Annotated in this window: 22 protein-coding genes; 19 read left to right on the forward strand and 3 right to left on the reverse strand. The window is 49.1% G+C overall.

What is annotated here, in order from left to right:
• Nucleotide 1: 1 nt before the first annotated feature.
• The 5 genes from iorA to K0036_RS06600 are packed head-to-tail and all read left to right on the forward strand — an operon-like array spanning nucleotide 2 to nucleotide 4574.
• Nucleotides 2-1756, forward strand: coding sequence for an indolepyruvate ferredoxin oxidoreductase subunit alpha (gene iorA, locus K0036_RS06580; RefSeq protein WP_220430999.1), 1755 nt, complete (start codon nucleotides 2-4; stop codon nucleotides 1754-1756).
• Nucleotides 1756-2325: an indolepyruvate oxidoreductase subunit beta gene (locus tag K0036_RS06585; RefSeq protein ID WP_025644211.1), complete on the forward strand. Its 570-nt coding sequence runs from the start codon at nucleotides 1756-1758 to the stop codon at nucleotides 2323-2325. The genes iorA and K0036_RS06585 overlap by 1 nt, the downstream gene beginning before the upstream one ends.
• An 11-nt stretch (nucleotides 2326-2336) precedes the next feature.
• Nucleotides 2337-2756 carry an ACT domain-containing protein gene (locus K0036_RS06590; protein WP_004606940.1) on the forward strand — a complete coding sequence of 140 codons (420 nt, stop codon included), beginning with the start codon at nucleotides 2337-2339 and terminating at the stop codon, nucleotides 2754-2756.
• A 25-nt stretch (nucleotides 2757-2781) separates the two neighbouring features.
• On the forward strand, nucleotides 2782-4113 hold the full coding sequence (locus K0036_RS06595) for a phenylacetate--CoA ligase family protein (protein WP_025644208.1): 1332 nt from the start codon (nucleotides 2782-2784) through the stop codon (nucleotides 4111-4113).
• Between the two features lie 17 nt (nucleotides 4114-4130).
• On the forward strand, nucleotides 4131-4574 hold the full coding sequence (locus K0036_RS06600; RefSeq protein WP_044955542.1) for an ACT domain-containing protein: 444 nt from the start codon (nucleotides 4131-4133) through the stop codon (nucleotides 4572-4574).
• A gap of 71 nt (nucleotides 4575-4645) precedes the next feature.
• On the opposite strand, the gene K0036_RS06605 is transcribed toward K0036_RS06600, so the two are convergent.
• Nucleotides 4646-5230 (reverse strand): TetR/AcrR family transcriptional regulator, encoded by a 585-nt coding sequence (locus tag K0036_RS06605; protein ID WP_220431000.1) that lies wholly within the window; start codon nucleotides 5228-5230, stop codon nucleotides 4646-4648.
• 151 nt (nucleotides 5231-5381) lie between these two features.
• Here K0036_RS06605 and K0036_RS06610 point away from each other — a divergent pair, with 151 nt between their 5' ends.
• From K0036_RS06610 to K0036_RS06655, 10 genes are all read left to right on the forward strand, one after another.
• Complete coding sequence (locus tag K0036_RS06610) at nucleotides 5382-6260, forward strand: DegV family protein (protein ID WP_220431001.1); 879 nt, start codon at nucleotides 5382-5384, stop codon at nucleotides 6258-6260.
• Nucleotides 6261-6477: 217 nt separating this feature from the next.
• Nucleotides 6478-7251 (forward strand): helix-turn-helix domain-containing protein, encoded by a 774-nt coding sequence (locus K0036_RS06615; protein ID WP_025644199.1) that lies wholly within the window; start codon nucleotides 6478-6480, stop codon nucleotides 7249-7251.
• A 32-nt stretch (nucleotides 7252-7283) separates the two neighbouring features.
• Nucleotides 7284-7871 carry a xanthine phosphoribosyltransferase gene (locus tag K0036_RS06620; RefSeq protein WP_025644198.1) on the forward strand — a complete coding sequence of 196 codons (588 nt, stop codon included), beginning with the start codon at nucleotides 7284-7286 and terminating at the stop codon, nucleotides 7869-7871.
• A gap of 7 nt (nucleotides 7872-7878) precedes the next feature.
• Complete coding sequence (locus K0036_RS06625; protein ID WP_220431002.1) at nucleotides 7879-8565, forward strand: response regulator transcription factor; 687 nt, start codon at nucleotides 7879-7881, stop codon at nucleotides 8563-8565.
• Nucleotides 8562-9425, forward strand: a complete 864-nt coding sequence (locus tag K0036_RS06630) for a sensor histidine kinase (RefSeq protein WP_220431003.1) — start codon at nucleotides 8562-8564, stop codon at nucleotides 9423-9425. Before K0036_RS06625 ends, K0036_RS06630 begins: the two co-directional genes overlap by 4 nt.
• A gap of 111 nt (nucleotides 9426-9536) precedes the next feature.
• On the forward strand, nucleotides 9537-10223 hold the full coding sequence (locus K0036_RS06635) for an ABC transporter ATP-binding protein (RefSeq protein ID WP_025644192.1): 687 nt from the start codon (nucleotides 9537-9539) through the stop codon (nucleotides 10221-10223).
• Nucleotides 10216-12834 carry an ABC transporter permease gene (locus K0036_RS06640; RefSeq protein WP_220431004.1) on the forward strand — a complete coding sequence of 873 codons (2619 nt, stop codon included), beginning with the start codon at nucleotides 10216-10218 and terminating at the stop codon, nucleotides 12832-12834. Before K0036_RS06635 ends, K0036_RS06640 begins: the two co-directional genes overlap by 8 nt.
• A 210-nt stretch (nucleotides 12835-13044) precedes the next feature.
• The gene (locus K0036_RS06645; protein WP_025644188.1) at nucleotides 13045-14292 is read left to right on the forward strand and encodes a threonine/serine ThrE exporter family protein; all 1248 of its coding nucleotides are present in this window, start codon (nucleotides 13045-13047) and stop codon (nucleotides 14290-14292) included.
• A gap of 151 nt (nucleotides 14293-14443) precedes the next feature.
• Nucleotides 14444-15718: a nickel pincer cofactor biosynthesis protein LarC gene (gene larC / locus K0036_RS06650; protein ID WP_220431005.1), complete on the forward strand. Its 1275-nt coding sequence runs from the start codon at nucleotides 14444-14446 to the stop codon at nucleotides 15716-15718.
• The gene (locus K0036_RS06655; RefSeq protein ID WP_220431006.1) at nucleotides 15708-16856 is read left to right on the forward strand and encodes an aldo/keto reductase; all 1149 of its coding nucleotides are present in this window, start codon (nucleotides 15708-15710) and stop codon (nucleotides 16854-16856) included. The genes larC and K0036_RS06655 overlap by 11 nt, the downstream gene beginning before the upstream one ends.
• Before the next feature lie 7 nt (nucleotides 16857-16863).
• Here K0036_RS06655 and K0036_RS06660 read toward each other — a convergent pair whose 3' ends face one another.
• Nucleotides 16864-17559: an aspartate/glutamate racemase family protein gene (locus K0036_RS06660; RefSeq protein ID WP_220431007.1), complete on the reverse strand. Its 696-nt coding sequence runs from the start codon at nucleotides 17557-17559 to the stop codon at nucleotides 16864-16866.
• A gap of 281 nt (nucleotides 17560-17840) precedes the next feature.
• Between K0036_RS06660 and K0036_RS06665 the strand changes: the two genes are divergently transcribed.
• Both K0036_RS06665 and K0036_RS06670 read left to right on the forward strand, forming a co-directional pair.
• A complete protein-coding gene (locus tag K0036_RS06665; protein ID WP_220431008.1) occupies nucleotides 17841-19013 on the forward strand; it encodes an iron-containing alcohol dehydrogenase in 1173 nt (390 codons plus the stop codon).
• A 60-nt stretch (nucleotides 19014-19073) separates the two neighbouring features.
• Entirely contained in the window at nucleotides 19074-20369 is a 1296-nt protein-coding gene (locus tag K0036_RS06670; RefSeq protein ID WP_025644180.1) for an SLC13 family permease, read from the forward strand.
• Nucleotides 20370-20399: 30 nt separating this feature from the next.
• Here the strand turns inward: K0036_RS06670 and K0036_RS06675 are convergent, their stop codons facing one another.
• Complete coding sequence (locus K0036_RS06675; protein WP_173692987.1) at nucleotides 20400-21098, reverse strand: suppressor of fused domain protein; 699 nt, start codon at nucleotides 21096-21098, stop codon at nucleotides 20400-20402.
• A gap of 317 nt (nucleotides 21099-21415) precedes the next feature.
• Here K0036_RS06675 and hypB point away from each other — a divergent pair, with 317 nt between their 5' ends.
• Together hypB and K0036_RS06685 are read left to right on the forward strand one after the other, a co-directional pair.
• A complete protein-coding gene (gene hypB / locus K0036_RS06680) occupies nucleotides 21416-22084 on the forward strand; it encodes a hydrogenase nickel incorporation protein HypB (protein ID WP_025644175.1) in 669 nt (222 codons plus the stop codon).
• Nucleotides 22085-22115: 31 nt separating this feature from the next.
• The gene (locus K0036_RS06685; protein WP_220431009.1) at nucleotides 22116-24821 is read left to right on the forward strand and encodes an FAD-dependent oxidoreductase; all 2706 of its coding nucleotides are present in this window, start codon (nucleotides 22116-22118) and stop codon (nucleotides 24819-24821) included.
• The last annotated feature ends 19 nt before the right edge of the window (nucleotides 24822-24840 follow it).

Below are 24840 nucleotides of genomic sequence, written 5' to 3' on the forward strand. Positions count from 1 at the left end.
GATGTCAGAGAATAAGAAAGTAGTTATGCTGGGCAACGAAGCGATTGCCAGAGGGGCATACGAGGCGGGCGTGAAAGTATCCGCTGCCTATCCAGGAACGCCCAGCACGGAGATCAGCGAATATCTGGTACAGTACAAGGATGATTTATACTGCGAATGGTCGCCGAATGAGAAGGTCGCCACAGAAGTGGCGATTGGAGCGTCCGTAGTAGGCGTACGCTCTATGGCCTGTATGAAGCATGTGGGATTTAATGTGGCTGCCGACCCGGCTTACACGGTGTCCTATATGGGCGTGAATGGAGGCCTTGTCATCGTCGTTGCGGATGATCCGGGACTCTACAGTTCCCAGAATGAGCAGGATACCAGAATGGTGGCAAGAGCGGCACAACTGCCGGTACTGGAGCCGTCCGACAGCGCGGAGGCAAAGGATTACATCAAAGTGGCTTATGAGTTGAGCGAGAAATATGACCGTCCATTCGTATTCCGCATCACTACGAGGCTGGCACATTCCCAGGGACTGGTAGAACTTAAGGATCGTGTGACGGTAGAAGATAAGGAATATGTAAAAGATGTCAAGAAGACGGTTATGATGCCAGGCAATGCAAAACTGCGCCATGTAGAGATTGAGAAGCGGAACCTGGAACTTGCGGAGGCTGCGGAGACGCTTTCTATCAATACAGTCGAGATGAAAGATACGAAGATCGGAGTCATTACGAGCGGTATTCCTTATCAGTATGTAAAGGAAGCGCTGCCGGATGCCTCTGTACTGAAGCTTGGAATGGTGAACCCGCTTCCGAGAAAGATGATCGAAGATTTTGCATCTAAGGTTGATACGCTCTATATTGTAGAAGAACTGGATCCGGTTATAGAAGAACAGGTGAAATCCTGGGGGATCAAGGCAATCGGAAAAGAGATCTTTACCGTGCAGGGCGAATACAGTGCGAATATGATCCGCAGGGCGATTCTGAAAGAAGAACTGCACATCGACCAGCCAGCACAGATTCCTGGCAGACCACCGATCCTGTGTCCGGGATGTCCGCACAGAAGCGTATATTACGTGCTGAAGAAACTGAACATGCATGCAGCGGGAGACATCGGATGCTATACCTTAGGGGCAGTTCCACCGCTTAGCACCGTAGATACGACGATCTGCATGGGAGCCAGCATTTCCAGCCTGCATGGTATGGAAAAGGCAAAAGGCAAAGAGTATATCAAGAACTGGGTAGCGGTAATCGGCGATTCCACGTTCTTACATACAGGCGTGAACTCTCTGATGAACATGATGTATAACAACGCGACCGGAACGGTCATGATCCTGGATAATTCTACCACCGGAATGACCGGACATCAGGATCACGCGGCAACCGGCAAGACCTTGCAGGGAGACGCCACCTACGCGATTGACATTCCGGCGCTCTGCCATGCGATAGGCGTGAAGAATGTAACGGAAGTCAATGCATTTGATATAGAGCAGCTTGAAAAAGTCATAAAAGAAGAAGTGGCGAAGGATGAAGTCTCCGTCATCATCACGAAGTCACCTTGCGTATTGCTTAGCAAGGCGAAGAAGCCGGTATATATCGCCCATGAGGATAAGTGCAGGAAGTGCGGCATGTGCATGAAGCCGGGATGCCCGGCAATGACCAGGAAGCCGGATGGAACGATCCACATTGACGATACGATGTGTACAGGATGCGGGCTTTGCGAGAGCCTGTGCAAGTTTGACGCGATTGAATTAGTAAAGGCAGGTGACAGATAATGGCTACAAAGAATATTATGATTGTTGGAGTCGGAGGACAGGGAACGCTGCTTACCAGCAGAATTTTAGGCGGCCTTGCCATTGCCAGAGGGCTGGATGTAAAACTTTCAGAAGTACACGGCATGGCACAGCGAGGAGGAAGCGTAGTTACATTCGTACGCTATGGCGAGAATGTGGCGGAGCCAATCGTAGAAGAAGGGCAGGCAGATGTCATCATTGCCTTCGAAAGGCTGGAGGCTATGAGATATGCGCACTACCTCAAAAAGGGAGGGGTGCTGATCGTCAATGACTGGAGAATCGATCCTATGCCGGTTGTCATCGGAGCAGCCGAGTATCCGGCGAATATTATAGATACATTAAAAGAGAACTACAAGGTCTATACCGTAAATGCCACGGAGGAGGCTAAGAAACTGGGCAATTCAAGAGTATTTAACTTGATCGTGCTTGGAATCGCGGCGCAGCACATGGAATTTTCCCTGGATGAATGGTATGACGTTATTGAGAAGACCGTGCCACCAAAAACGATTGACATAAACAGGCAAGCGTTTGATGTTGGATATCAATTATAGGGAGGTGTCATATGATCAGGCAACTATCAGTATTCGTGGAGAACAAGCCGGGCAGCCTTATGGATGTTACGTCAAAGCTTACCGAAGCGCACGTCAATATCCGGGCTGTAGCGACTTTTGATACGCCGGAATTTGGGATCCTTCGTCTCGTAGTAGATAAGCCAGCAGAGGCGAAGGGTTACTTGACTGAGCGGGGATTTGTCGTAAGAGTCCATGAGGTTATGGGCGTGGAATTAGAAGATAAGAAAGGCAATCTCAATCAGATGTTGGCAATACTTGCCGATGGCAAGATCAATATTAACTACATCTATTCATTTGTGATCCGCGAAGGGAAAGCGCCGGTTATGGTATTTAACACGGACGATTTTGAGAAAGCAGCTCAGATTCTTAAGGAAGCAAATGTGAAGATTGTAGAAGAATCAGATTTATAAAATTAAGAATAGGAGTAGGAAGAACATGGCAGGAGTAGCATTAAAAGACTGGAAAGAACAGATCAGAGATCCAAAAATTGAATGTATGAGCAGGGATGAGATGTCCGCGCTTCAGAGCGAGCGTCTCGTAAAGCAAGTAAAGAACGTCTATGAAAATGTAGAGTTCTACCGCAAGAAGATGGATGATCTGGGCGTGGAGCCTGGAGATATAAAGGGAATAGAAGACATTAACAAACTTCCATTTACGACGAAGGAAGACTTAAGGGACAATTATCCATTTGGGCTTCTGGCAGTTCCCCAGGAGAAGATTGTAAGAGTACAGGGGACATCCGGAACCACCGGAAAACTTACCCTGGCTTCCTATACCCAGAAAGACGTGGACGTATGGGGCGAGTGCGTGGCCAGAGGGCTTACTATGGCAGGCCTTGACGCAACGGACCGCATCCATGTGTGCTATGGATACGGACTCTTCACAGGAGGCATGGGACTGGACTTTGGAGCAAAGGCTCTGGGGGCTATGGCAATTCCGATGTCAGCCGGCAATACGAAGCGTCAGCTGATGTGCATGGAAGACTTTGGGGCAACCGCATTTGCCTGCACGCCTTCTTATGCGCTGTATCTGGCTGAGGCAGCAGAGGAAGCAGGCGTCGTAGACCGTCTTCAGTTAAAAGCCAGCATTAACGGCGCAGAGCCGTGGACGGACGAGATGCGTAAGAAGATTGAGGGAATCCTCCACATCAACAGTTTTGATATCTATGGACTGTGCGAGATTACCGGACCTGGCGTTGCCATGGACTGCATCCACCATAAAGGACTGCATGTATATGAAGATTATTTCTATCCGGAGATCCTGAATCCGGCTGACCATACCGCATGCGCGGACGGTGAGACAGGAGAGCTTGTCTTCACCACTCTTGCCAAAGAAGGCATGCCGCTGATCCGCTACAGGACCAAAGATCTGACAAGCATTGAGTACAGCACCTGCGAGTGTGGAAGAACGCTTCCAAGAATCCAGAAGTTTACCGGACGGACGGATGATATGAAGGTGATCCGCGGAGTCAACGTATTCCCGACACAGGTTGAGACAGCGCTTCTTTCTATGGGCGGCGGCGTAGCGCCTCACTATATGCTGATTGTAGACCGTGAGAATAACCTGGACGTACTTACGGTAATGGTAGAGGTTGATGAGAAGTACTTCTCAGATGAGATCCGTAAGCTGGATGAACTTAAGAATAGAGTGGGAGCCGTATTAAAGCAGGCATTGGGCCTGGCAGTAAAAGTAAAACTCGTAGAGCCTAAGACGATCCAGAGAAGCGAAGGCAAGGCAAAACGTGTAATTGACAACAGAGATCTGTAAAAGGAGGGGAATAAAAGATGGGTATGAGCAATACGATTCAGCAGTTATCAGTATTTATGGAAAATAGAGAAGGACGTCTGGATGAGATACTGAAGATCCTTTCAGAGGCAGGCGTCAATATCGTGGCACTTAGCCTGGCAGATACCTCAGAGTACGGCATGCTCCGCATGATCGTATCAGATCCGCACAAGGGACGCGCGGCGCTGAAAGATGAGGGAATCACCGCCATGCTGACGGACGTGGTGGCGCTTCGGGTTCCACATGCCACAGGCTCCCTAAGTAAAGCAATGCACCAGATTGTAGAGGGAGAAGTAAATATCGAGTATATGTATGCATTTGCCAACGGAAGCGATGCTGCAGCAGTGCTTAAGAGCGATGATCCTGCGAGAGTGATCGACATCCTAAAAGGCAGCGGGTTCGACGTATACAGTGCGGACGAGGCATACAGGGCTAATATGTAAGAGAAAATCGCAGGAAAGTTTTCTGGGATTTATAGTCGGTGGTCAGAAATGGCCACCGATAATTTTTTTATTTAAAAATAGACCAGTATATCAGATTTTAGCAGATCCATTAAGAGTTGCCGGGCATCTTCATAAAGTTTCTTAAGAGGGACGTTTTCGGAATGCCCTTCATTGATGAAGCCCACCATGCCGTAGCAGAGGAAGCCGGCGATTCTCTGAGTGGAATATTTTAACTTTATGACCCGGCTTTCTTTGGCGGTATGCATTTCTACCGTCTGAAGCACATAGTTGTAGAAACTGAAGGCCAGATGGGGATTCTCGTCAGGAGCCGTGTGGCGGAAGAAATCCAGATTGTCGTAGAACAGGATCAGGATGCTGTCCAGCACGTTGCAGTAGCTGACCACAGGATCCATCTGCGGGTTGTTTTCTATCTGCATATCTTCGTAAATCTTCGTTCCAGCCTCGATCATGTCCATGAAAATATCGTCTACCAGGGCATATTTATCACTGTAATGGGTGTAGAATGTGATGCGGCTCGTGTCTGCACGGGTGCACAGTTCCGTGACGGAGATACGTTCAAAAGGCATATCCTGAAGCATGTCTATCAAGGTGCGTTTGAGATTTTTCTTTGTCTTCTTTACCCGGCGATCTTCCATAAATTTACACTTCCTTAAATTTGTATAAATAACTGACAGATCCCGGAATTTGTCAATTGTTAAGAAACCGGGCGCTGTGCTATAATTTTAACACGTGTAATAATAACGGTCAATGTGTAAAGGAAACAGAAAAGGTTATCAGGAGGTTAAGATGTCTGATATTGCGGTAATGACAGACAGTAATTGTGGATTACTGCCGGAAGAAGGCAGGAGATATGGAATCAGCATTTTGCCTATGCCGGTATTGATAGACGGAAATACATATTATGAAGGAGTAGACATTACGTCAGAGATGTTTTATGAGAAGCAGAAGGCAGGCGCCTTGATCACTTCGTCCCAGCCTTCGCCCGGAGACGTGATGGGGATGTGGGACCGGCTTCTTAAGGAGCATGACGAAGTGGTATATATTCCGATGTCCAGCGGGCTTAGCCAGTCCTGTGCAAGCAGCATGTCGTTCGCCAGGGAAGAAAAGTACAAAGGCCGCGTATTCGTGGTGGATAATCATAGAATATCTGTAACGCTTACCCACGCCGTTCTGGATGCCCTGCATCTGGCCGGGGAGGGGAAGAGCGGTGCGAAGATCAAAGAGATTCTCGAGCAGGAGGCCATGGATTCCACCATCTATATTGCCGTGGATACGCTGGAATACCTGAAAAAAGGCGGAAGGGTGACTGCGGCTGGCGCGGCTATCGGAACGGCTCTTAACATTAAGCCGGTGCTTACGATACAAGGAGACAAGCTGGATGCATTTGCAAAGGTAAGAGGAATGAAGTCGGCATTTCGCACGATGTGCAAGGCGCTTCATAATGATATTGAGACCAGATTTTCGCATCTGCATGAACATGGAATGCTTCAATTGGGGATTGCAAATACTTGGATGGACACAGAGACGATCGAGAAGTGGAAACAGGCGCTGACCTTGGAATTTCCGGGAATGGAACTGACCCATATACCGCTGACGCTCAGCATTGGCTGCCATACAGGCCCTGGAGCGCTGGGAATCGGAGCAGTCAGAAAGCATACTCTATAAAAGGAACTTCAGCCTAGGAGAGAAAAGGCTGGAGTTTTTACTTTTCTTACCGCAATATTCATGTTATCCTAGAAAGAAATAGTAAGAACTATGCCTGGAAAGGGCGTCTGGAAAGGGGGCAACCGCAGGTTGACAAATTACCAGGTGCTGTTTTCTTGTGGATTGGACGGACATCTACTATTCTATATGCATCAAAAGGAAAAGGCAGGGAAACGATATGGAATTTTCAGAGAAATTAATACAGCTTAGAAGGAAACAGGGGATGTCCCAGGAGCAGCTAGCAGACCGTCTGGGGATCACGCGCCAGTCTGTCAGCAAATGGGAATCCGGCGCGGCGCTTCCGGAATTAGCCAAATTGATCACGCTGTCAGAGATGTTCCAAGTAAGCATAGACTACCTGGTAAAAGATGCCGAAGAGCCAAAAGAGGCAGAGAGAGAAGAAAGCAGGCGCCTGGAAGAAAAGGTGGACAACATCGTCCGGTATATGAGAGGATATCATTACACAAGCAAGACCACGATAAAAGGCGTGCCTCTTGTATGCGTCCGGCTGTCCAGGCGGCTCGGCAAGGAAGGGGTGGCGAAAGGAATCATTGCCGTCGGAAACGTGGCCATTGGCGTGCTGTCATTTGGCTGCGTCTCCGTGGGCGTTATCAGCATTGGCTGCCTGGGCATTGGAATTCTGGCGTTAGGCTGCATCGCCGTTGGCCTGATGGCCTTGGGAGCAATGGCAGCCGGAATCGTAGCGATCGGTTCCCTGGCGGTCGGGATCTATGCGGCCGGCGCGGCGGCGTTTGGAAAAGAAGTCGCGATCGGAGCCGCTGCACATGGCAATACGGTGATTGGAGAGTCCGTGAAGGGAGCGCATTGCCTCAGATGGTACAGCGGACTTAGCGCAGAGGAGGCCAGGCGGTTTATTCTGGAAAGCCATCCCCGCCTGTGGAGTCCTCTGCTTAAGTTTCTCGCCGCAATAGCCGGCAGCATGGGAAGATAAGGGATAAGGCTATGGAAAGAGAGGAGATAAGGATGAATTTTTTAGAAGAACGTATATTGAAGGATGGAATTGTAAAGGATGGAAATGTGCTCAAGGTGGACAGTTTCCTGAACCATCAGATGGATATCGCGCTGTTTAATGAGATTGGAAAGGAATTCAAGAAACGATTCGAAGGAAAGAAGATTAATAAGATCCTTACCATCGAAGCGTCCGGGATCGGAATCGCCTGTATCGTGGCACAGCATTTCGACGTGCCGGTGGTGTTTGCCAAAAAGGCTAAGAGTATCAACTTAGAGGGAGAGATGTATGTGGCGGAGGTAGAGTCATTTACCCACAACTGCAAGAATCAGGTGATCGTAGCCCAGAAGTTCCTCAGTGAAAAAGACCATGTCCTGATCATTGATGATTTCCTGGCAAATGGCTGCGCGCTTCAGGGCCTGATCCAGATTGTGCAGTCCGCCGAAGCGACGGTGGAGGGGATCGGAATTGTCGTGGAAAAAGGATTCCAGCCAGGGGGAAGGATCATCCGAAATCTGGGAATCCAGCTGGAATCGCTGGCTATCGTGGAACGTATGGATTCTTCGACCGGCGAGATTGCATTCAGAGCGCAAGAAGGTTAGAAAGAAGATGGAAAAGACAATCTTAGTAGTAGAGGATGACCGGGGACTTAACCAGGGCGTGGCTATGGCCCTTAAGAATCCGATGTATCGTTTCCTGTCGGCCTATACATTGAAAGAAGCCATTGAATACTGGAAAGATAATCAGATTGACATGGTCATCCTGGACATTAATCTGCCGGATGGAAGCGGCTATGGATTCTTAGAATCCGTACGGAAGGAATCGCAGATTCCTGTGATCATGCTGACAGCCAATGACATGGAGATCGACGAAGTGCGAGGCATCGAGATGGGAGCGGATGATTACATTACGAAGCCTTTTAGCCTGATGGTCCTTCGGGCCAGAGTAGAGCGCCTGTTTGCCAGGGCAGGCAGACAGGAAGGCAAGGAGTTTCAGGAGGAAGGATATCGATTTTCCTTTGACCGTCAGGAATTCGCGGTGGAAGGAAAACCCGTTGTACTAAGCAAGACGGAACAGAAACTTCTGCGAATGCTGGTTACGCGTCCGGGACAGACGCTTACCAGAGAGATTCTCAATGAGGGGATCTGGCAGGAAGGCTCGGATTATATCGATGAGAATGCCTTGTCGGTCACTGTGGCAAGGCTTAGGAAGAAATTAAAACTTTCAGGAGAAGAATGTCCGATACGTACGGTTTATGGAATTGGATACGTGTGGGAGAGAGGGAAGGAAAGATGAGCATATTGAGGACCGGAAGGACGCTTAAGCGCTTGGATGAGATGCTGACGGATGCGATCGAGGGAAGGTTTGAAGAGGGAAAATACGATGAGACAGAACTTTCCAGGCTGGAATCCCGGTGGAAGCAGTATCTGACCACATCCAAACTGTCGGTAGAAGCAGCCAGAAGGGAGAGGACGGATATCAAGTCGATCCTGTCTGACATCTCTCATCAGACGAAGACGCCGCTTTCGAACATCATTCTATACAGCGAACTGCTAAAGGAGCAGCCGCTTACCCCGGAGGGGCTGGAGATCGCGGACCAGCTTGGCGGTCAGGCAAAAAAATTGGAATTCCTGATCCAGGCGCTGGTCAAGATGTCCCGGCTGGAGAGCGATATTCTGGAAGTAAAGCCTAAAAAGCAGCCTCTGGCACCGCTGGTGGAGCGGGCTTTAAGGGATGTATCATCCAAAGCCAGGAAGAAATCCATTACGATTAAGCAGGAACCATTTGGCAGGATTCAGGCCGTGTATGATTTGAAATGGACCCAGGAGGCGCTGTTTAATATCCTTGACAACGGCGTGAAATATTCTCCGCCCGGGAGCGCCATCACGGTAAGCGTGAAAGTTTATGAGATGCATGTATGCATCCAGGTGGAAGACGAGGGCCCGGGGATACCGGAAGAAGAGCGGACCAAGATCTTTCAGAGGTTTTACCGCGGGGAGGTTAACCAGCAGGAAGAAGGCGTGGGCATCGGCCTGTACCTGGCCCGGGAGATTCTCAGAAGGGAAGACGGCTATATCAAGGTAGGCCCGGGGCACGGAAAAGGAACGGTTTTCGGGATATATCTGGGAATCGATGAATTCTTTCAGAACTGTTAGAATCCGGACAGAATGTGGTAAGACTTATCCTGTAATATTATAGATAGCAAAGGAGATTGTACTTCCGTGCAGTCTCTTTTTCTTAAAAAAAGAAGCAGGAGGCATTAGGTAATGGCAATATTGAAGACAGAAAACCTGAAGAAATATTATGGGAAAGATACGACACTGGTGAAGGCCCTAAACGGGGTGGATCTGGAAGTGGGAAAAGGAGAGTTCCTGTCCATTGTAGGGACCAGCGGCTCGGGAAAGTCTACGCTCCTTCATATGCTGGGAGGCCTGGACCGCCCTACCAGCGGCAAGGTATATGTAGATGGCAAGGACATCTTCAAACTAAAGGATGAAGAACTCACCATCTTCCGCAGAAGAAAGATTGGCTTCGTGTTCCAGAACTACAATCTGGTCCCAATATTAAATGTATATGAGAACATCGTGCTGCCTATGGAACTGGACGGAACCCGGGTGGATAAAAAATATGTAAAAGAAGTTATAAAGACCCTGGGACTGCAGGAAAAGATCTACAGCCTTCCATCCCAGCTCTCCGGTGGCCAGCAGCAGAGGGTTGCCATCGCCCGGGCGCTGGCGGCAAAGCCTGCTATCATCCTGGCGGATGAGCCGACGGGAAATCTGGACTCCGTGACCAGCCAGGATGTATTAAGCCTGATGAAGATTACCAGCCAGCGTTACGGGCAGACCATGGTGATGATTACCCACAATGAAGAGATTGCCCAGATGTCAGACCGGATCATCCGTATCGAGGACGGCAAGATTACCGGCAAAGGCGGTGAGGCAAATGCGTAAGGTAGCAAATAAAGAAGCCGTGCGCCGCCTTTCCGACCGGGGCTTTCAGACGAATAAGCTGAGAAACAGCATAGCAGCGATCGCGATCGCGCTTACGGCAATGCTGTTTACCGCCCTTTTCACCATAGGGATTGGCGCTCTTAGCACGTTTCAGATGCAGACGGCAAGGCAGGCTGGAGGGGATACCCACGGCGTGATCAAGAATCTGACAAAAGAAGAATATGAGACGCTAAAGGAGCATCCGCTGATCAAGGAGAGCATGCCCTGCAAGCTGGTGGCGGATTATGTGCGTAATCCGGAATTCTTAAAGCGGCATGTGGAGGCATGGTATTATCCAAAGAATGCTTATCCCCACTGTTTTATAGAGATTCTTAAAGGGAAGGCTCCCAAGAAGGCAGATGAGATTCTGCTAGACGAGACTTCCATGGAATTGCTGGGATTAAAAAAGGAGCCGGGGCAGAAGGTTACGCTTCAGCTGCAGATTCGCCAGTATGATGAGGCGATTACGAAGCGGACATTTACGGTCACAGGAATCACAAGATCCGATCCGGCCCTGAACGTAGGATTTGCCATCGTATCGGAGGCGTACGTTGAGGCGCATGCCGACGAGCTTGTCTACAATGGGATTGACCACAGGGAGTCTCAGACAGGTTCGATCCGTATGGATGTCATGTTCTCCAACAGTTTCAATATCCAGAAGAAACTGGATCAGGTGATCACGGAAAGCGGATATTCTATCAAGGAGACGGATGAAAACTATATCGCAAGCAACGGGAACTGGGCCTATGTATCCGACGAGGCAGATGCAGACCCGATGACCATGGGGGCTGTTGCAGGAGGGCTGCTTCTGATCCTGCTGACCGGGTATTTGATCATATACAATATCTTCCGGATCTCGATCATGAAGGATATCCGTTATTATGGCCTGCTTAAGACCATTGGGACTACCGGGAGGCAGATCAAGCGGATCATCAGACGGCAGGCGCTGAAACTGTCCCTGATTGGAATTCCAGTCGGGCTGCTGGCGGGATTCTTTGTAGGAAAAGGCCTGGTGCCAGTGATCATGAAATCATTGGGAGATATAGTGGAATACAGCACGGTGCCGGCAAATCCGCTGATCTTTATCGGAGCGGCCGTCTTTACCCTGGTAACGGTATTCATTTCCACGGGGCATCCGGCCAGAATGGCAGCCCGGGTATCTCCGATCGAAGCGCTGAGGTATACAGAGGGAAGCAAGGCGCGCAAAAAAGGAAAGCACTCTTTAAGCGGAGGCAGGATATGGCGGATGGCTATGTCGAACCTGGGAAGGAGCAAGGGAAAGACGACGATTATCATTGCGTCGCTGTCTCTGGCGATCATCCTTCTAAACAGCGTATTTACGATAACCCATTCGTTTGATATGGATAAGTACCTGCAAAGTTTTATAAAGCCGGATTTCCTCATTGCAAACGCAAAATATTTCGGCATGGACAATTATAGAGGAAGGAACTTAGAAACCATTGATGAGGAAAATCTGACGGAGTCGTACATCGAATACTGCCAGGGATTAAAAGGCTATGAAGATGGCGGAAGGCTCTACGGGGCAGGTTCCTTCGTGGGCGTAAAACAGAAAGGCATCACCATTCCTCCCGGAATAGAACAAGATTCAAACGGAATGCCCGGGGAATACTATGGGAAAGAATTCATTCCAATTGACACCAATGAGCAGGGTGATTTTGAAGTGTATCTCTATGGGGCAGAAGACTATGTCGTAAATGAGATGCAGGTCTGGGAAGGAGAAAGCGATCTTAACGTCATTAAGGACAAATTAAAAACAGGCGATTATATTGTGTATGCAGCGCCGGTTACCGATAAAGGGGCAATCCGAAAAGACCGGGTCCTGAACCATCCGGGTGACAAGGTAACCCTTACCTACAAGGATCAAAATGGGGAGCCAAAGGAAAAGGAAGTGACGGTATTGTCCGTTATCAAGGAGGACTATTGGAACTTGACCACCCGCATGTCCGCCTATTTTCCATATTATATAGGGGCGGAGCCATTTAAGGAGATCGTTTCGCAGAAGTTCCTGATGTCATACTCTTTTGATGTCAAAGATGGATATGCAAGAGAGACGGACGCAGCATTAAAGGGCTATACGTCAAGCACTGAGCCATTGATGGATTATAGTTCAAAACTACAATATGAGAAAAGTTTCTATACGCTGACGAATATGTTCCTGCTTATCGGCGGCGCCCTGGCTTTTGTCATAGGAGTGATCGGGATCTTGAACTTTGTCAATTCCATACTAACAGGAATCATTACCAGGCAGAGAGAATTTGCCATGATGGAGGCCATCGGAATGACGAAGAGGCAGCTGACAAAAATGGTGATGGCAGAAGGACTTTATTACGCCGCACTGACCATAGTATTCTCGTTTGTGGCGGGCAGCCTGTTCTCATTGACCGCAGTAAGGACATTGTCCGGGGGCATGTGGTTCATGCAGTATAAGTTCATGATCACGCCGATGCTGGTGGTATTCCCAATCCTGCTGATAATGGGAGGGCTGGTGCCTTACCTGGCATTCCGGTTCGGAAGAAAGGGAACCGTGGTAGAAGAATTGCAAAAAGAATAAGCAGACTATTAAGAAGTGCAGGGCCGCCTGGTTTTAAGGGCGGTCCTTCGTTGTTTTTCCAATCCCTTGAAAGGTCACGCTTTGCCTCGCAGCGATGCGTCGACGCATGAATTGACTCTAATTTTGAAAGAAGAAAAGATTTTTGTTGACACTTGTGAAAACAATGCTATGATAACATCATGTGACATTCCAGGATAGGGGGAAAAGGCAATGGATTACCAAAGAATCGTGCAGGGAATTTTGGATATTGGAGAAGCGATGCTAATCTGCGGAGCGGAAAATTTCAGGCTGGATGACAGTCTTTATAGAATGTGCAGAAGCTACGGCTTTAAACGTTATGATGTGTTCGCGATACCCAGTAATATACAGATAACGGTAGAAACTCCAGAAGGCGAGATTATAACTCAGGTCCGGCATATTGAATCTACAGATATAGATTATGACCGATTGGATTATCTAAATAATCTGTCCAGATATGTATGCCAGAATAAGCCGGATGAACAGACGCTTCGCGAGAAATACGAAGAGGTCATGAACAGGCAGTCCCAGAAGCCGTATACGAAGTATTTTGCGGCTGTAATGGGGGGAACCGGGTTCGCAGTATTCTTCGGGTGCAACTTTGCGGATGCGGTCGTTGCAGTTATTGTCTCGCTTATGATTGTTATAGTAGGAGGATGGCTCAGCAGAAGAGAAGAGAATCTGCTGGCCTATAATATGATCCTATCTTTTTTGTCAGAAGTTATTATTATCTTGGCGGTACGGATGGGGCTTGGCAGTCATCCTGAGCGAATTATGATAGGAATTGTAATGCTGCTGATCAGCGGTCTTAGTACCACCAATGGAATCCGTGAAGTGCTGCAAAGAGACTTTATATCCGGGACGCTGAACATCATGAATTCTATGCTTGGGGCGGCTGGCATTGCATGTGGAACTGCGCTTGCGATGCTGCTGCTTAATGGAGTGTCTGCGGAAGGGTATGTACTAAACCATAATGTTCAGATTCAGCTGATATCCTGTACAGTGGCCTGTATTGGATTTGCCTTTTGGTTTAAAATCCGTGGGAGGCAGGTGGCTTATTCAGGGATAGGGGCTTTTTTTACATGGGGAATCTATGTCGTGATCTATCATTTCTGGCCTAGCAATTTTTTGGCCACGCTGGTTGCGGCAGTGTTTGTGGCTTTTTATGCATTTATCATGTCCAGAATCAATAAGGCGCCATCCACGATCTTTTTGACGGCATCCGTATTCCCGCTGATTCCTGGACCGAATTTGTATTATATGATGTATGGCTGCGTGAGCCGTGATTATGGAATGGCTCTTGGCGAGACGATCGTATTGCTGGCTACCTGCCTTGCAATTGCTTTTGGCTTTAATATTGTGGATATTATATCAAGGACAATCATGAGAGTCATGAAAAGAGAGTATCATATTGGGAAAAATCCACAGGGCCGGGAATAAAGCGACCCATGTGGTATCATTATGAATCATTCCTCCCGGGAATGATTCATAATGATAAAAAGACATTTGCAGGCAGAGAAGATATGTTCTAAAATGAAGGGAGCAGCGGCTGATCGTATGGAAAATAAAATCTGGCCGCAGGGGGTATGAAATGAACGAGATTGTAAATAGAACCTTATATTTGGAATGCTATTCCGGCATCAGCGGCGATATGATGGCTGCAGCGCTTCTGGACCTTGGAGCGGATCAGCAGGCGTTAAAGGATGCGCTTGAGAGCCTGCCGGTGGAAGGCTTCCAGATCGAAATCGGCAGGGTAAAGAAATCCGGGCTTGATGCCTGCGACTTTGCGGTGATCCTGGACAGCGCTCATGAAAACCATGATCATGATATGGAGTATCTGCATGGACATGGAGCGGTACATAGCCACAGTCATAAAGGGAGCCATGAGCACCGTGGGATGAAGGAAATCCTGCATATCATAGAGAATGGCGCAATGACGCAGGGAGCAAAAGCAATCGCAAAGCGTATCTTTGGTATATTGGCCCAGGCAGAAGCCAAAGCCCACGGCGTTCCTTTGGAAGAAGTTCATTTCCATGAAGTGGGCGCAGTGGATTCTATCGTGGATATTATCAGCGTCGCCGTATGTCTGGATAATCTGGGGATTACAGAATGCATCGTCCCTGTCCTGTATGAAGGGTGCGGCACCATCCGGTGCCAGCATGGCATTCTTCCGGTGCCGGTGCCGGCGGTTGCGAATATCGTGTCCGAACACAATCTGGATCTTAACATCACTGAATCCAAGGGCGAATTCGTGACGCCTACCGGAGCGGCGATCGTAGCGGCGATCAGAACCTCGAAGGTGCTGCCGGAAGTATTTTCCGTAAGGAAAATAGGCATGGGAGCCGGGAAAAGAGAGTACGACAGGCCCGGAATCCTAAGAGCCATGCTGATTGAAGGGCAGGCATCTTATGGCAGAGACTGCATCTGGAAGCTGGAAACCAATATGGATGACTGCACGGGAGAGGCGCTGGGGTATGTAATGGACCGCCTCTTTGAGGCCGGAGCCAGAGATGTAAGCTATACGCCTGTCTATATGAAGAAGAACCGTCCGGCTTATCAGCTGAACGTCATCTGTACGGACGAAAATGTAAGACAGATGGAGGAGATCATATTTAAAGAGACGACAACCATCGGCATCCGCAGGCAGCAGATGGAGAGGAGCGTCCTCGCGCGCAGCATGGAGACGGTTCGCACAAGCCTCGGGGATGCGCAGGTAAAAGTATGCGCTCTGGGCCCGCAGAAAAGGAAATATCCGGAATACCAGAGTGTTGTCAGACTTTGCAAGGAGCATGATAGATCATTCCAGGAGGTTTATCAGCTGGTCCTTTCGGAGTGTATGAAGGAGGAAGAGAGTCATGAAATATAGAGAACTGGGACGAACGGGACTTAAGGTCAGCGAGATCGGCATGGGGTGCGAAGGGTTTGTAGACAAGTCCTATGAGCAGGTAAAAGAATTCGTAGATGTCATGGAAGAGGGAGGCGTTAATTGTATTGATCTGTACGCGCCCAACCCGGATATGCGGTCCAATCTGGGACGCGCGCTTCGGGGACGGAGGGAGCGATTCGTCCTTCAGGCTCATCTGTGCACAGTCTGGGATGACGGACAATATAAACGTACGCGCAATATCGAACAGGTGAAGGCATCCTTCGAAGACCAGCTGAAGCGTCTGGAAACGGATCATGTAGAGATCGGCATGATTCATTATGTAGACTCGCTTGCAGATTGGGAGCAGGTGAAAGACGGCCCGGTTATGAAATATGCGCAGGAATTGAAAGCCTCCGGCGCCATCGGCTGCATTGGCCTGTCAAGCCATAACCCGCAGGCAGCGCAAAAAGCGGTGGAAAGTTCTCTGATTGACGTGCTGATGTTCAGTATTAATCCGTGCTATGATCTTCAGCCGGCCAGCGAGGATATAGAAACGCTGTGGGATGAGAAAAGTTATGAGAAGCCGCTGGTGAACATGGACAAGGAGAGACAGGAACTGTATGAAACCTGCCAGAGGCTGGGAGTGGGGATTACAGTAATGAAAGCATTCGGCGGCGGGGACCTTTTGAGCAGCGAACTGTCCCCGGCTGGAAAGGAACTGACGCCTTATCAGTGCCTTCACTATGCATTAACCCGCCCGGGGGTGGCGACAGTTATGTCAGGAGCCCGGACGGTCGAAGATTTGAAGATCAGCATCTCTTATGAGGATGCCTCGGAGGAAGAGAAGGATTACGCGGCAGCATTTGCAGCACTTCCCAAGATCAGCTGGAAGGGGCATTGCATGTACTGCGGGCACTGCGCTCCCTGCCCCAAGGGAATCGATGTGGCTTCTGTCACCAAGTTCCTGAATCTGGCAATCGCCCAGGGAGAGGTGCCGGAGACGGTACGGGAGCACTATGCCATTCTGCCCCGTACCGCAGAAGAATGCGTCGCGTGCGGGGCGTGCGAGAAGCGCTGCCCGTTTGAAGTTCCGGTAATAGAGAATATGAACAAGGCAAAAGAAATCTTTGGAAAGTAGAACACTGCTAAATTTCTAATACATAATGCAAGGTATCTGCACAATGGATGGCCAGGGAATCGATAAAAGGAACGGGTCCTGTGATTGTGCCTGCTAGCATAGGAAGCTCGGTACATCCTAGTATCACGCCGTCAAGAGAATAGCGGGCGCTATATTTTTCGACTATGGATAAAAAACGTTCCTGCGAGCTGGCCTTTATATTATTTCGGGCAAGTTCATCGAAGATAATATGATTTATGATATCCTGGTCTCCATCGGATGGGGAGATGACTTCTATCCCTTGACTTTTTAACTCGTCGCGGTAAAAGGATCCCTGCATTGTGTATTTTATGCCGGTAAGAAGCAGCTTTTTCATTTTGTTTTTCCGGGCGTACTTGCCGACGGAATCCACAATGCTTAACATTGGTGCCGACGTTTCTTTTTCTATAGCATGGAATACGGAATGTGGAGAATTTGCTGACATTATGATTATGTCTGAGCCGGCGGATTCCAGATTGCGTATTCCTTTCATGATATATTTCTTATATCCGTCCATGTCGTTTCGATTCTCGAAATCAGTGAAGTATTGGAAGTTGAGGCTCTCAATACAAATTTCCGGATAGTAATAATCCTTTTTTATCTCGTAATATAAGTCGAGTATTTTATTGTAATATTGTACGGTTGACGCGGCGCTGATTCCGCCCAGAATTCCTATTTTTTTCATCTTATTCTTCCTTTCGTCGCAAATGGCCTGTGCTGATGTCTGCCTCTGTGAACATTGTACAGGAGAAAAAAGAAAAAGGCAATAAAGCGATCTGGAAGAATGCGTCTTAAATAGGGGAATTCGATGCTCAATATAGAATTTCTATATTGGATTCCCGGCCCCTGTATATTTATAATTAGAACTGAACTTGATCGGGGGAAATATCTGCTGCATGCGTATATAGATATAGGCGGTCATAGCACAAAAAGGAGGACGATGCCGGCTGGGCGTCAGTTGGGATTATGCATGGTTTTGACTTTGAACTATCGACAAACATACATTTTGGAAAAGGCAAGATTCAGGGATTGCCGGAAGAGATCTTAAAGTTTGGCTGCCGGATACTGCTCGTGTATGATGTGGCAGCAGGCAGAAAGAGCGGCGCATATGAAGAGGTGCGTGCTCTTTGTAAAGAACATCATATCCATGTGACCGAGTTCACGGGAATTGAACAGAATCCGAAACATACTGCTGTCAATGAAGGCGTGCGTCTGCTGAAGGAATGTGGCGCTGAGTGCATTGTGGCGCTGGGAGGCGGGAGCACCATCGATACGGCAAAAGCCATAGGATTTTCTGTGTTCCACAATGGAAGCTGCTGGGACTTCTATGAGAAAAAAGCGGTGGTGACGAAGACGGTTCCGGTCATCTCTGTCCCAACGATTGCAGCCAGCGGCTCGGAAGTATCGAATATGTCGATCATCAGCAATGTAAAAGAAAAGCGGAAACTGGATTGCCAGAGCGATATGGAGCGGCCGGTGGCTGCATTTATTGATCCCTCCTATACCTATTCGGTCCCGCCTTTTGAAACCGCCTGCGGGATTATCAGTATTATGAGCAATGCCTACGAAGGATATTTCAGCCGGGCTGCCGGAGAGATTCAGGATGGCATCTCGGAGGCGATCCAGAGATCCTGCATTCTGCATGGAAGGCGGGTCATGGCCTGCCCTTGCTCTTATGAGTCCAGGGCTCAGCTGCTGTGGTCGGCATCGCTTGCCATCACCCATCTGTCAGACTGCGGACGGGAATATGCTGGATGCGTGCATTCGATCGAACATGCCCTGAGCGCGTTTCTTGACATATCCCATGGGGGCAGTCTCGCAATTGCCTCGCTTGCATGGTTCAAATATGCATTGTGCGATGAAACAGCGCCAAGATTTGCCCGGTGGGGAAGGAACGTATGGGGGATTAATGCCGGCAAAGACGACTTTGCCATAGGGGTGGAAGCAGTCAAGCGGTTTGAAGCGTTTATAAGGGAACTGAATCTGCCTGCCAGACTATCAGAAATAGGGATAAAAATTCCAGAAAAAGCGGCAGTGCAGATGGCCCATAGGATTTACCCTGCCATCGATGGCGCTGCCTGGTTCCGACCGCTGTCCGGGGAGGATGATCTGGCGGAGGTATTCAGGCTGGCCTGCTAGAGGTATTGCAAATTGGGAATGGAAGGAGGGCATCGGGAGAACCTGATGTCGTGAAAAACGATGAGCCAAAGTACGATAGCGATCATTATTATATTGATCATAACAGTTTTATATGCAACCGAAGTGTTTCCGCTGGCTGTCACCTCGCTTCTTGCCATGTCCGCGATGGTGGTCACGGGAATCATTGATTGGACGGAGGCTTTTTCCGGGTTCTCTTCTTCCATTGTGCTGATGCTCATAGGCGTGTGCATTATCGGAGAGGCCTTTTTTACCACAGGGCTGGCAGAATCCCTGGGAAATATGCTCAAAAGATTTGCGGATCTGAAAGAGAAATATTTTGTGGTCATCGTATATGTAGTGGCATCCCTGATGTCAGCCTTTTTGAATGCATCTGCGGTTATGGCGATCCTGATGCCGGTGGTTGACAGCCTGGTCTTTTCCACAGACGGGAAGATATCCAGAAAGCATACCTATCTTGCCATGGGGATTGGCTCCATATTTGGCGCGAATCTTTCCATTATCGGGTCTACGTCCATGTACATGGCCCATACTTTGCTGAAGGAATCAGACGGAGCAGGAATGACATTCTTCGAGCCTGCGCTATCGGGGGCTGCGGCTTGTATCGTGGGCATGCTGATCTATCTGACCTTCGGCTATAATTACCAGAAGAGATGCTTTGATTTTAAAGAGAGGCTGCCGGAAATCATGACGCGGACGAATGCATGCAGTTCCAGGGAAATCCGGGAAAGAAGTATGACCTATAAGCCATGGAAGCGCAACTTTGTGGCGCTTACCATGATTGGCTGTATCATTGCGTTTATCTGCGGCTATGATATTGGCGGCGTGGCAATCATCGGCGCCAGCATCGTGATGGCGGCAAGATGCATCAGCGAGCGCAGGGCCTACCAAGGGGTCAGCTGGGAGACGGTATTCATAACGGCGGCATCCATGGGATTTGCAGCCGGCGTAGGAAAGAGCGGCGCCGGGGAAGAGATCGCGAATTTCGTGATCAGAGCCAGCGGCAGGATTGGAGAGACCAGTGTTGGCATGTGCATGCTCATTCTGGTGCTGAGCACAGTCCTTTCAAATTTTATGTCCAACATCGGCGTAGTCGTCTTGATTGTGCCTATCTGCCTGAAACTTGCCGCAACCATGGGAGTGGACGCGACACCCTTTGTTATGGCCTGTGCCATCGGAACGAATGTATCTGTGGCTACGCCAGTCTGCGTAGGACCGATTACCGTTACCACGGTGGCCGGGTACCGATTCAAGGATTATGTGAGGGTGGGAGGCCTGTTCAATTTGCTGGCTACCATTGTAACGGGGATTTCGCTTTGGGCGGTCTATTATAGATAAATGCAGGATCAATGAAAAGAGGGCCGGATTTTATTCCGGTCCTCTTTTTATAATGGAGTCTCTATGATAGCTTGTAATATCAGTACCCAATTGTTGGTAAAGTTCCTTGACGGAGAGGCCCTTTTCCTTGACAGTTAGAAGTTCCTCGTTGGTAACGCCTATAAATTCTACAAAATCTACGGCTCCATTCGGCGTGTCTATCTTCTCGATCTTTGGCTCTGGAATCGTAATAAAGCCTGTAATGTTGGAGTTCATCTGCGTATCAATGCCCTGGGTCTGGCCGGTATAGACAAATTCATACGCGTGAAACAACTCGCCTTTTGTAAAAGTGATTCGGGCAAGGGACTGAAGAATGCTGCAGATTCCCTTGATTTCGGCCTCTTCATCCTCGTAGGAGCCCTTTTCCAGCTTGAATGTAAATTCCATCCCGTAACCGCTGATCTCTGGTTCATCTGTTTCCTTTTCATAGATTTCTGACAGTCCATAGGTTATGAAATGCCAGTAATCGCCTCCGTCGTAGATGCTGATGCCATCCAGAGGATCATTTCCGCCAAGCCGCCATTTTATCAGTGTTCCGTAATGCCTGGGGTTCTCTTGGCCAGGATACAAGGCATCAAATGCTTCTGAAATGGCGTCCCAGCCGGGCGCCTCTGAGTTTTCGCCTTGCACCTCTTGCTGAGGAGGTTCGTTAGCTTCCTTTTTTCTTTTGAATTTATCTAAGATTCCCATACATTTATATCCTTTATATGCTTGCTGATATATAGTTCCATGCCATAACCAACTGGGTATGACCTTATATAGAAGTATAATTGGGCTTATTCCTTGCGTCAAGCAGGAAAGAAACGAGATAAAAATGATTGGAATTGGCTAAACCAGATACCAAAAATGAAAAAACAAAAAATGTGCATAAAAAGCGAAAGAATAATAGTGCATTATACACAAAAATATTGCTTTAAATTGACAAATATTCTATAAAATATTATAATAATCATACAATGACAGAAAAATAACAAAAACTGGTATGACCAGAAAAGGAGTTGTGAGTGATGGGAGAATTCAGGGTTCTTGAAATCAAGCAGAGCGTTTTTGCGGATAATGACAGGCGTGCAAAGGAACTGAGGAAAGAATTAAAAGAAAAGAAGGTATTTCTGCTGAATCTTATGTCTTCGCCGGGATCAGGAAAGACGACGACTCTGTCGCGTACGATCGAGCGGCTGAAAGACGAGATGAAGATCGGCGTTATGGAGGCAGACATCGATTCCGATGTGGATGCGAAGACGATTGCCAGCCTCGGAGTTAAGGCAATCCAGCTTCATACCGGAGGTATGTGCCATCTGGATGCAGATATGACGGCGCAGGGACTTGCCGGACTGGAGACTGGAGATGTGGAACTTGCCATTCTGGAAAATGTGGGCAATCTGGTATGTCCGGCGGAATTTGATACGGGAGCGGTAAAGAATGCCATGATTCTAAGCGTGCCGGAGGGAGACGATAAGCCGCTTAAATATCCGCTCATGTTTTCCATCTGCGATGTAGTCCTTATTAACAAGATTGACGTGCTGCCGTATTTTGATTTCGATATGGAGGCATGCAGGAAGAATATTCTGATGCGTAATCCCAATGCACGGATCATTCCAATCTGTGCCCGTACCGGGGAAGGCATGGAGGAATGGACGGACTGGCTGAGAGATCAGGTAAAAGAATGGAACGCATAGCGGACAAAAAGATAAGCGGAGAGGAGAGAGAATGTCAGAACGAAGGGAATTGATTTTGCAGTTGGGTCAGATGATCACAGACCGGATCGGCCATAAAGTGACTATGGAGGATCCGGAATACTGGGGGCTTGCCTGTATCGTCACCGATGAGATGGCAGAAGTAGCGTTAAAGATGAAGGTGCGAAAGCCTATGACGTTTGAGCAGATGCTGAAGGCTACGGGGAAAGAGGAAAAAAAGCTTCAGGAACTGCTGGATGAAATGAGCCGGGTAGGGCTTATCGAATACAACTGGGAGAATCCAAAGCGGGAGAAGCAGTATGTGCTTCCGATGTTCGTGCCGGGCAGCGCGGAATTCACCAATATGAATAAGCAGCAGCTGGAAGAGCATCCGGAACTGGGCAGGTTCTTCGAGCGGATGTCCAGGCTTCCTTTGGAGAAGGTAACCCCTATGGTTCCTCCGGGAGGCGCAGGCATCGGCATGCATGTCATACCAGTGGAGAAAGCCATTGAGATGGAGAATCAATCCATTGATATCGAGCATATCTCCCATTGGCTTAAGAAGTATGACGGCAAATACGCCGCAAGCCCCTGCTCCTGCCGAATGTCCCGCCAGACTTATGATGAAGGCTGCGCCGATGATCCCGAAGACTGGTGCATCGCGGTAGGAGATATGGCGGACTATGTGGTGGAGACGAATAAGGGTGGAAGATATATTACATACGACGAAGTGATGGAGATTCTTAAGCGTGCGGAGGATAACGGGTTCGTGCATCAGATTACCAACATTGACGGCGAGAACAAGATATTTGCCATCTGTAACTGCAATGTGAATGTCTGCTATGCCCTTCGGACCTCCCAACTGTTTAACACCCCCAATATGTCCCGCTCTGCCTATGTGGCAAGAGTGGAGACGCAGGACTGCGTAGCCTGCGGACGCTGCGTGGAGTATTGTCCGGCAGGCGCGGTCAAGCTGGGACAGAAGTTGTGCACCAAGGATGGTCCCGTCTCCTATCCGAAGCATGAACTTCCGGACGGCGCAAAATGGGGACCGGAGAAATGGGATGAGGACTACAGGGATAAGAACCGGATCAATTGCTATGATACCGGAACGGCTCCATGCAAGACCGCCTGTCCGGCGCACATCGCGGTACAGGGATATCTGAAGAAGGCAGCCCAGGGCAAGTACAGGGACGCGCTGGCGCTGATCAAAAAGGAGAACCCATTCCCCGCAGTCTGCGGGCATGTGTGCAACCGCCGATGCGAAGATGCATGTACCCGGGGAACGGTGGACCAGGCAGTGGCCATCGACGAAGTGAAGAAGTTTATCGCCCGGCAGGATCTGGAAGCAGAGAACCGGTATATTCCGCCAATCGTTCCTCCTACGACAGGACGGCTGTTCGAAGAGAAGATCGCGATCATCGGAGGCGGCCCGGCCGGACTAAGCTGCGCATTCTATCTGGCGGAGAAGGGATATCGTCCGGTGGTATTCGAGAAGAATGAGAAGCCGGGAGGCATGCTGGTGTATGGCATTCCATCGTTTAAACTGGAAAAGGATGTGGTGGATGCGGAGATAGAGATTATCCGCCAGATGGGCGTTGAGATACGCTGCGGCATCGAGGTGGGAAAGGATATCACCCTGGATGAACTGCGCGCCCAGGGATATCAGGCTTTCTATCTTGCCATAGGGTGCCAGGGAGGAAGGCTGGCAGGCATCCCTGGCGAGACGGCAGAAGGCGTGATGACGGCGGTAGACTTCCTTCGCAAGACGGGAGCAGATGAGTCCTATCCGATAGAGGGACGCACGGTCGTTGTGGGCGGCGGAAATGTAGCGATCGATGTGGCACGCACCGCGACAAGATGCGGCGCTTCGGAAGTGTCTATGTATTGTCTGGAAGGCAGGGACATTATGCCGGCATCCGCAGAAGAAGTAGAGGAAGCAGAGGAAGAAGGAATCGCGGTGAACTGCGGCTGGGGGCCAAAAGAAATATTGACGCAGGATGGGAAGGTCACTGGCATCGTATTCAAGAAATGCCTGTCCGTGTTCAATGAAGAAAAGCGCTTTGCTCCGGTCTATGATGAAGAAGATACGGTTACGGTTCCCTGCGAGCGAGTGTTCTTAAGCATTGGACAGAGCATCCAGTGGGGAGAACTGCTGAATGGTTCCAAAGTAGAACTTGGAAGAGGAAATGCGGCGGTAGCGGATCCGGTGACCTATCAAAGTTCCGAGCCGGATATCTTTGTAGGCGGCGATGTATACACAGGCCCTAAATTCGCGATTGACGCCATTGCGGCGGGCAAGGAAGGGGCCATCTCCATCCACAGGTTTGTGCAGCCTCGCAGCAGCCTTACCATCGGAAGGAACCGGCGTCAGTTTATCGAACTGGATAAAGAGAATATCAAGCTGGACGCCTATGACAATTCCTCGCGCCAGATACCGGGAATCGATGAAGCCATTGATCGGCGCAAGTCATTCAGGGATGCGCGCAAGACATTTACGGAAGAACAGGTGAAGATTGAGACTGCCCGGTGCCTGGGCTGCGGCGCGTCTGTCGTGGACGAGAATAAGTGTATCGGCTGCGGCGTGTGCACGACAAAATGCGAATTTGACGCGATCCATCTTTACCGCGAACATCCGGAATGCAGTAAAATGTACCGGTCTGAGGATAAGTTCAAGGCAATCCTGCCATATGCGATGAAGCGGGGACTTAAGATCAAGTTCGGAAGGAAGAGCCAGTGATAGAAAGGAACGGTAGATT

Source organism: [Clostridium] scindens, from assembly GCF_019597925.1.
Classification (GTDB): Bacteria; Bacillota; Clostridia; order Lachnospirales; family Lachnospiraceae; genus Clostridium_AP.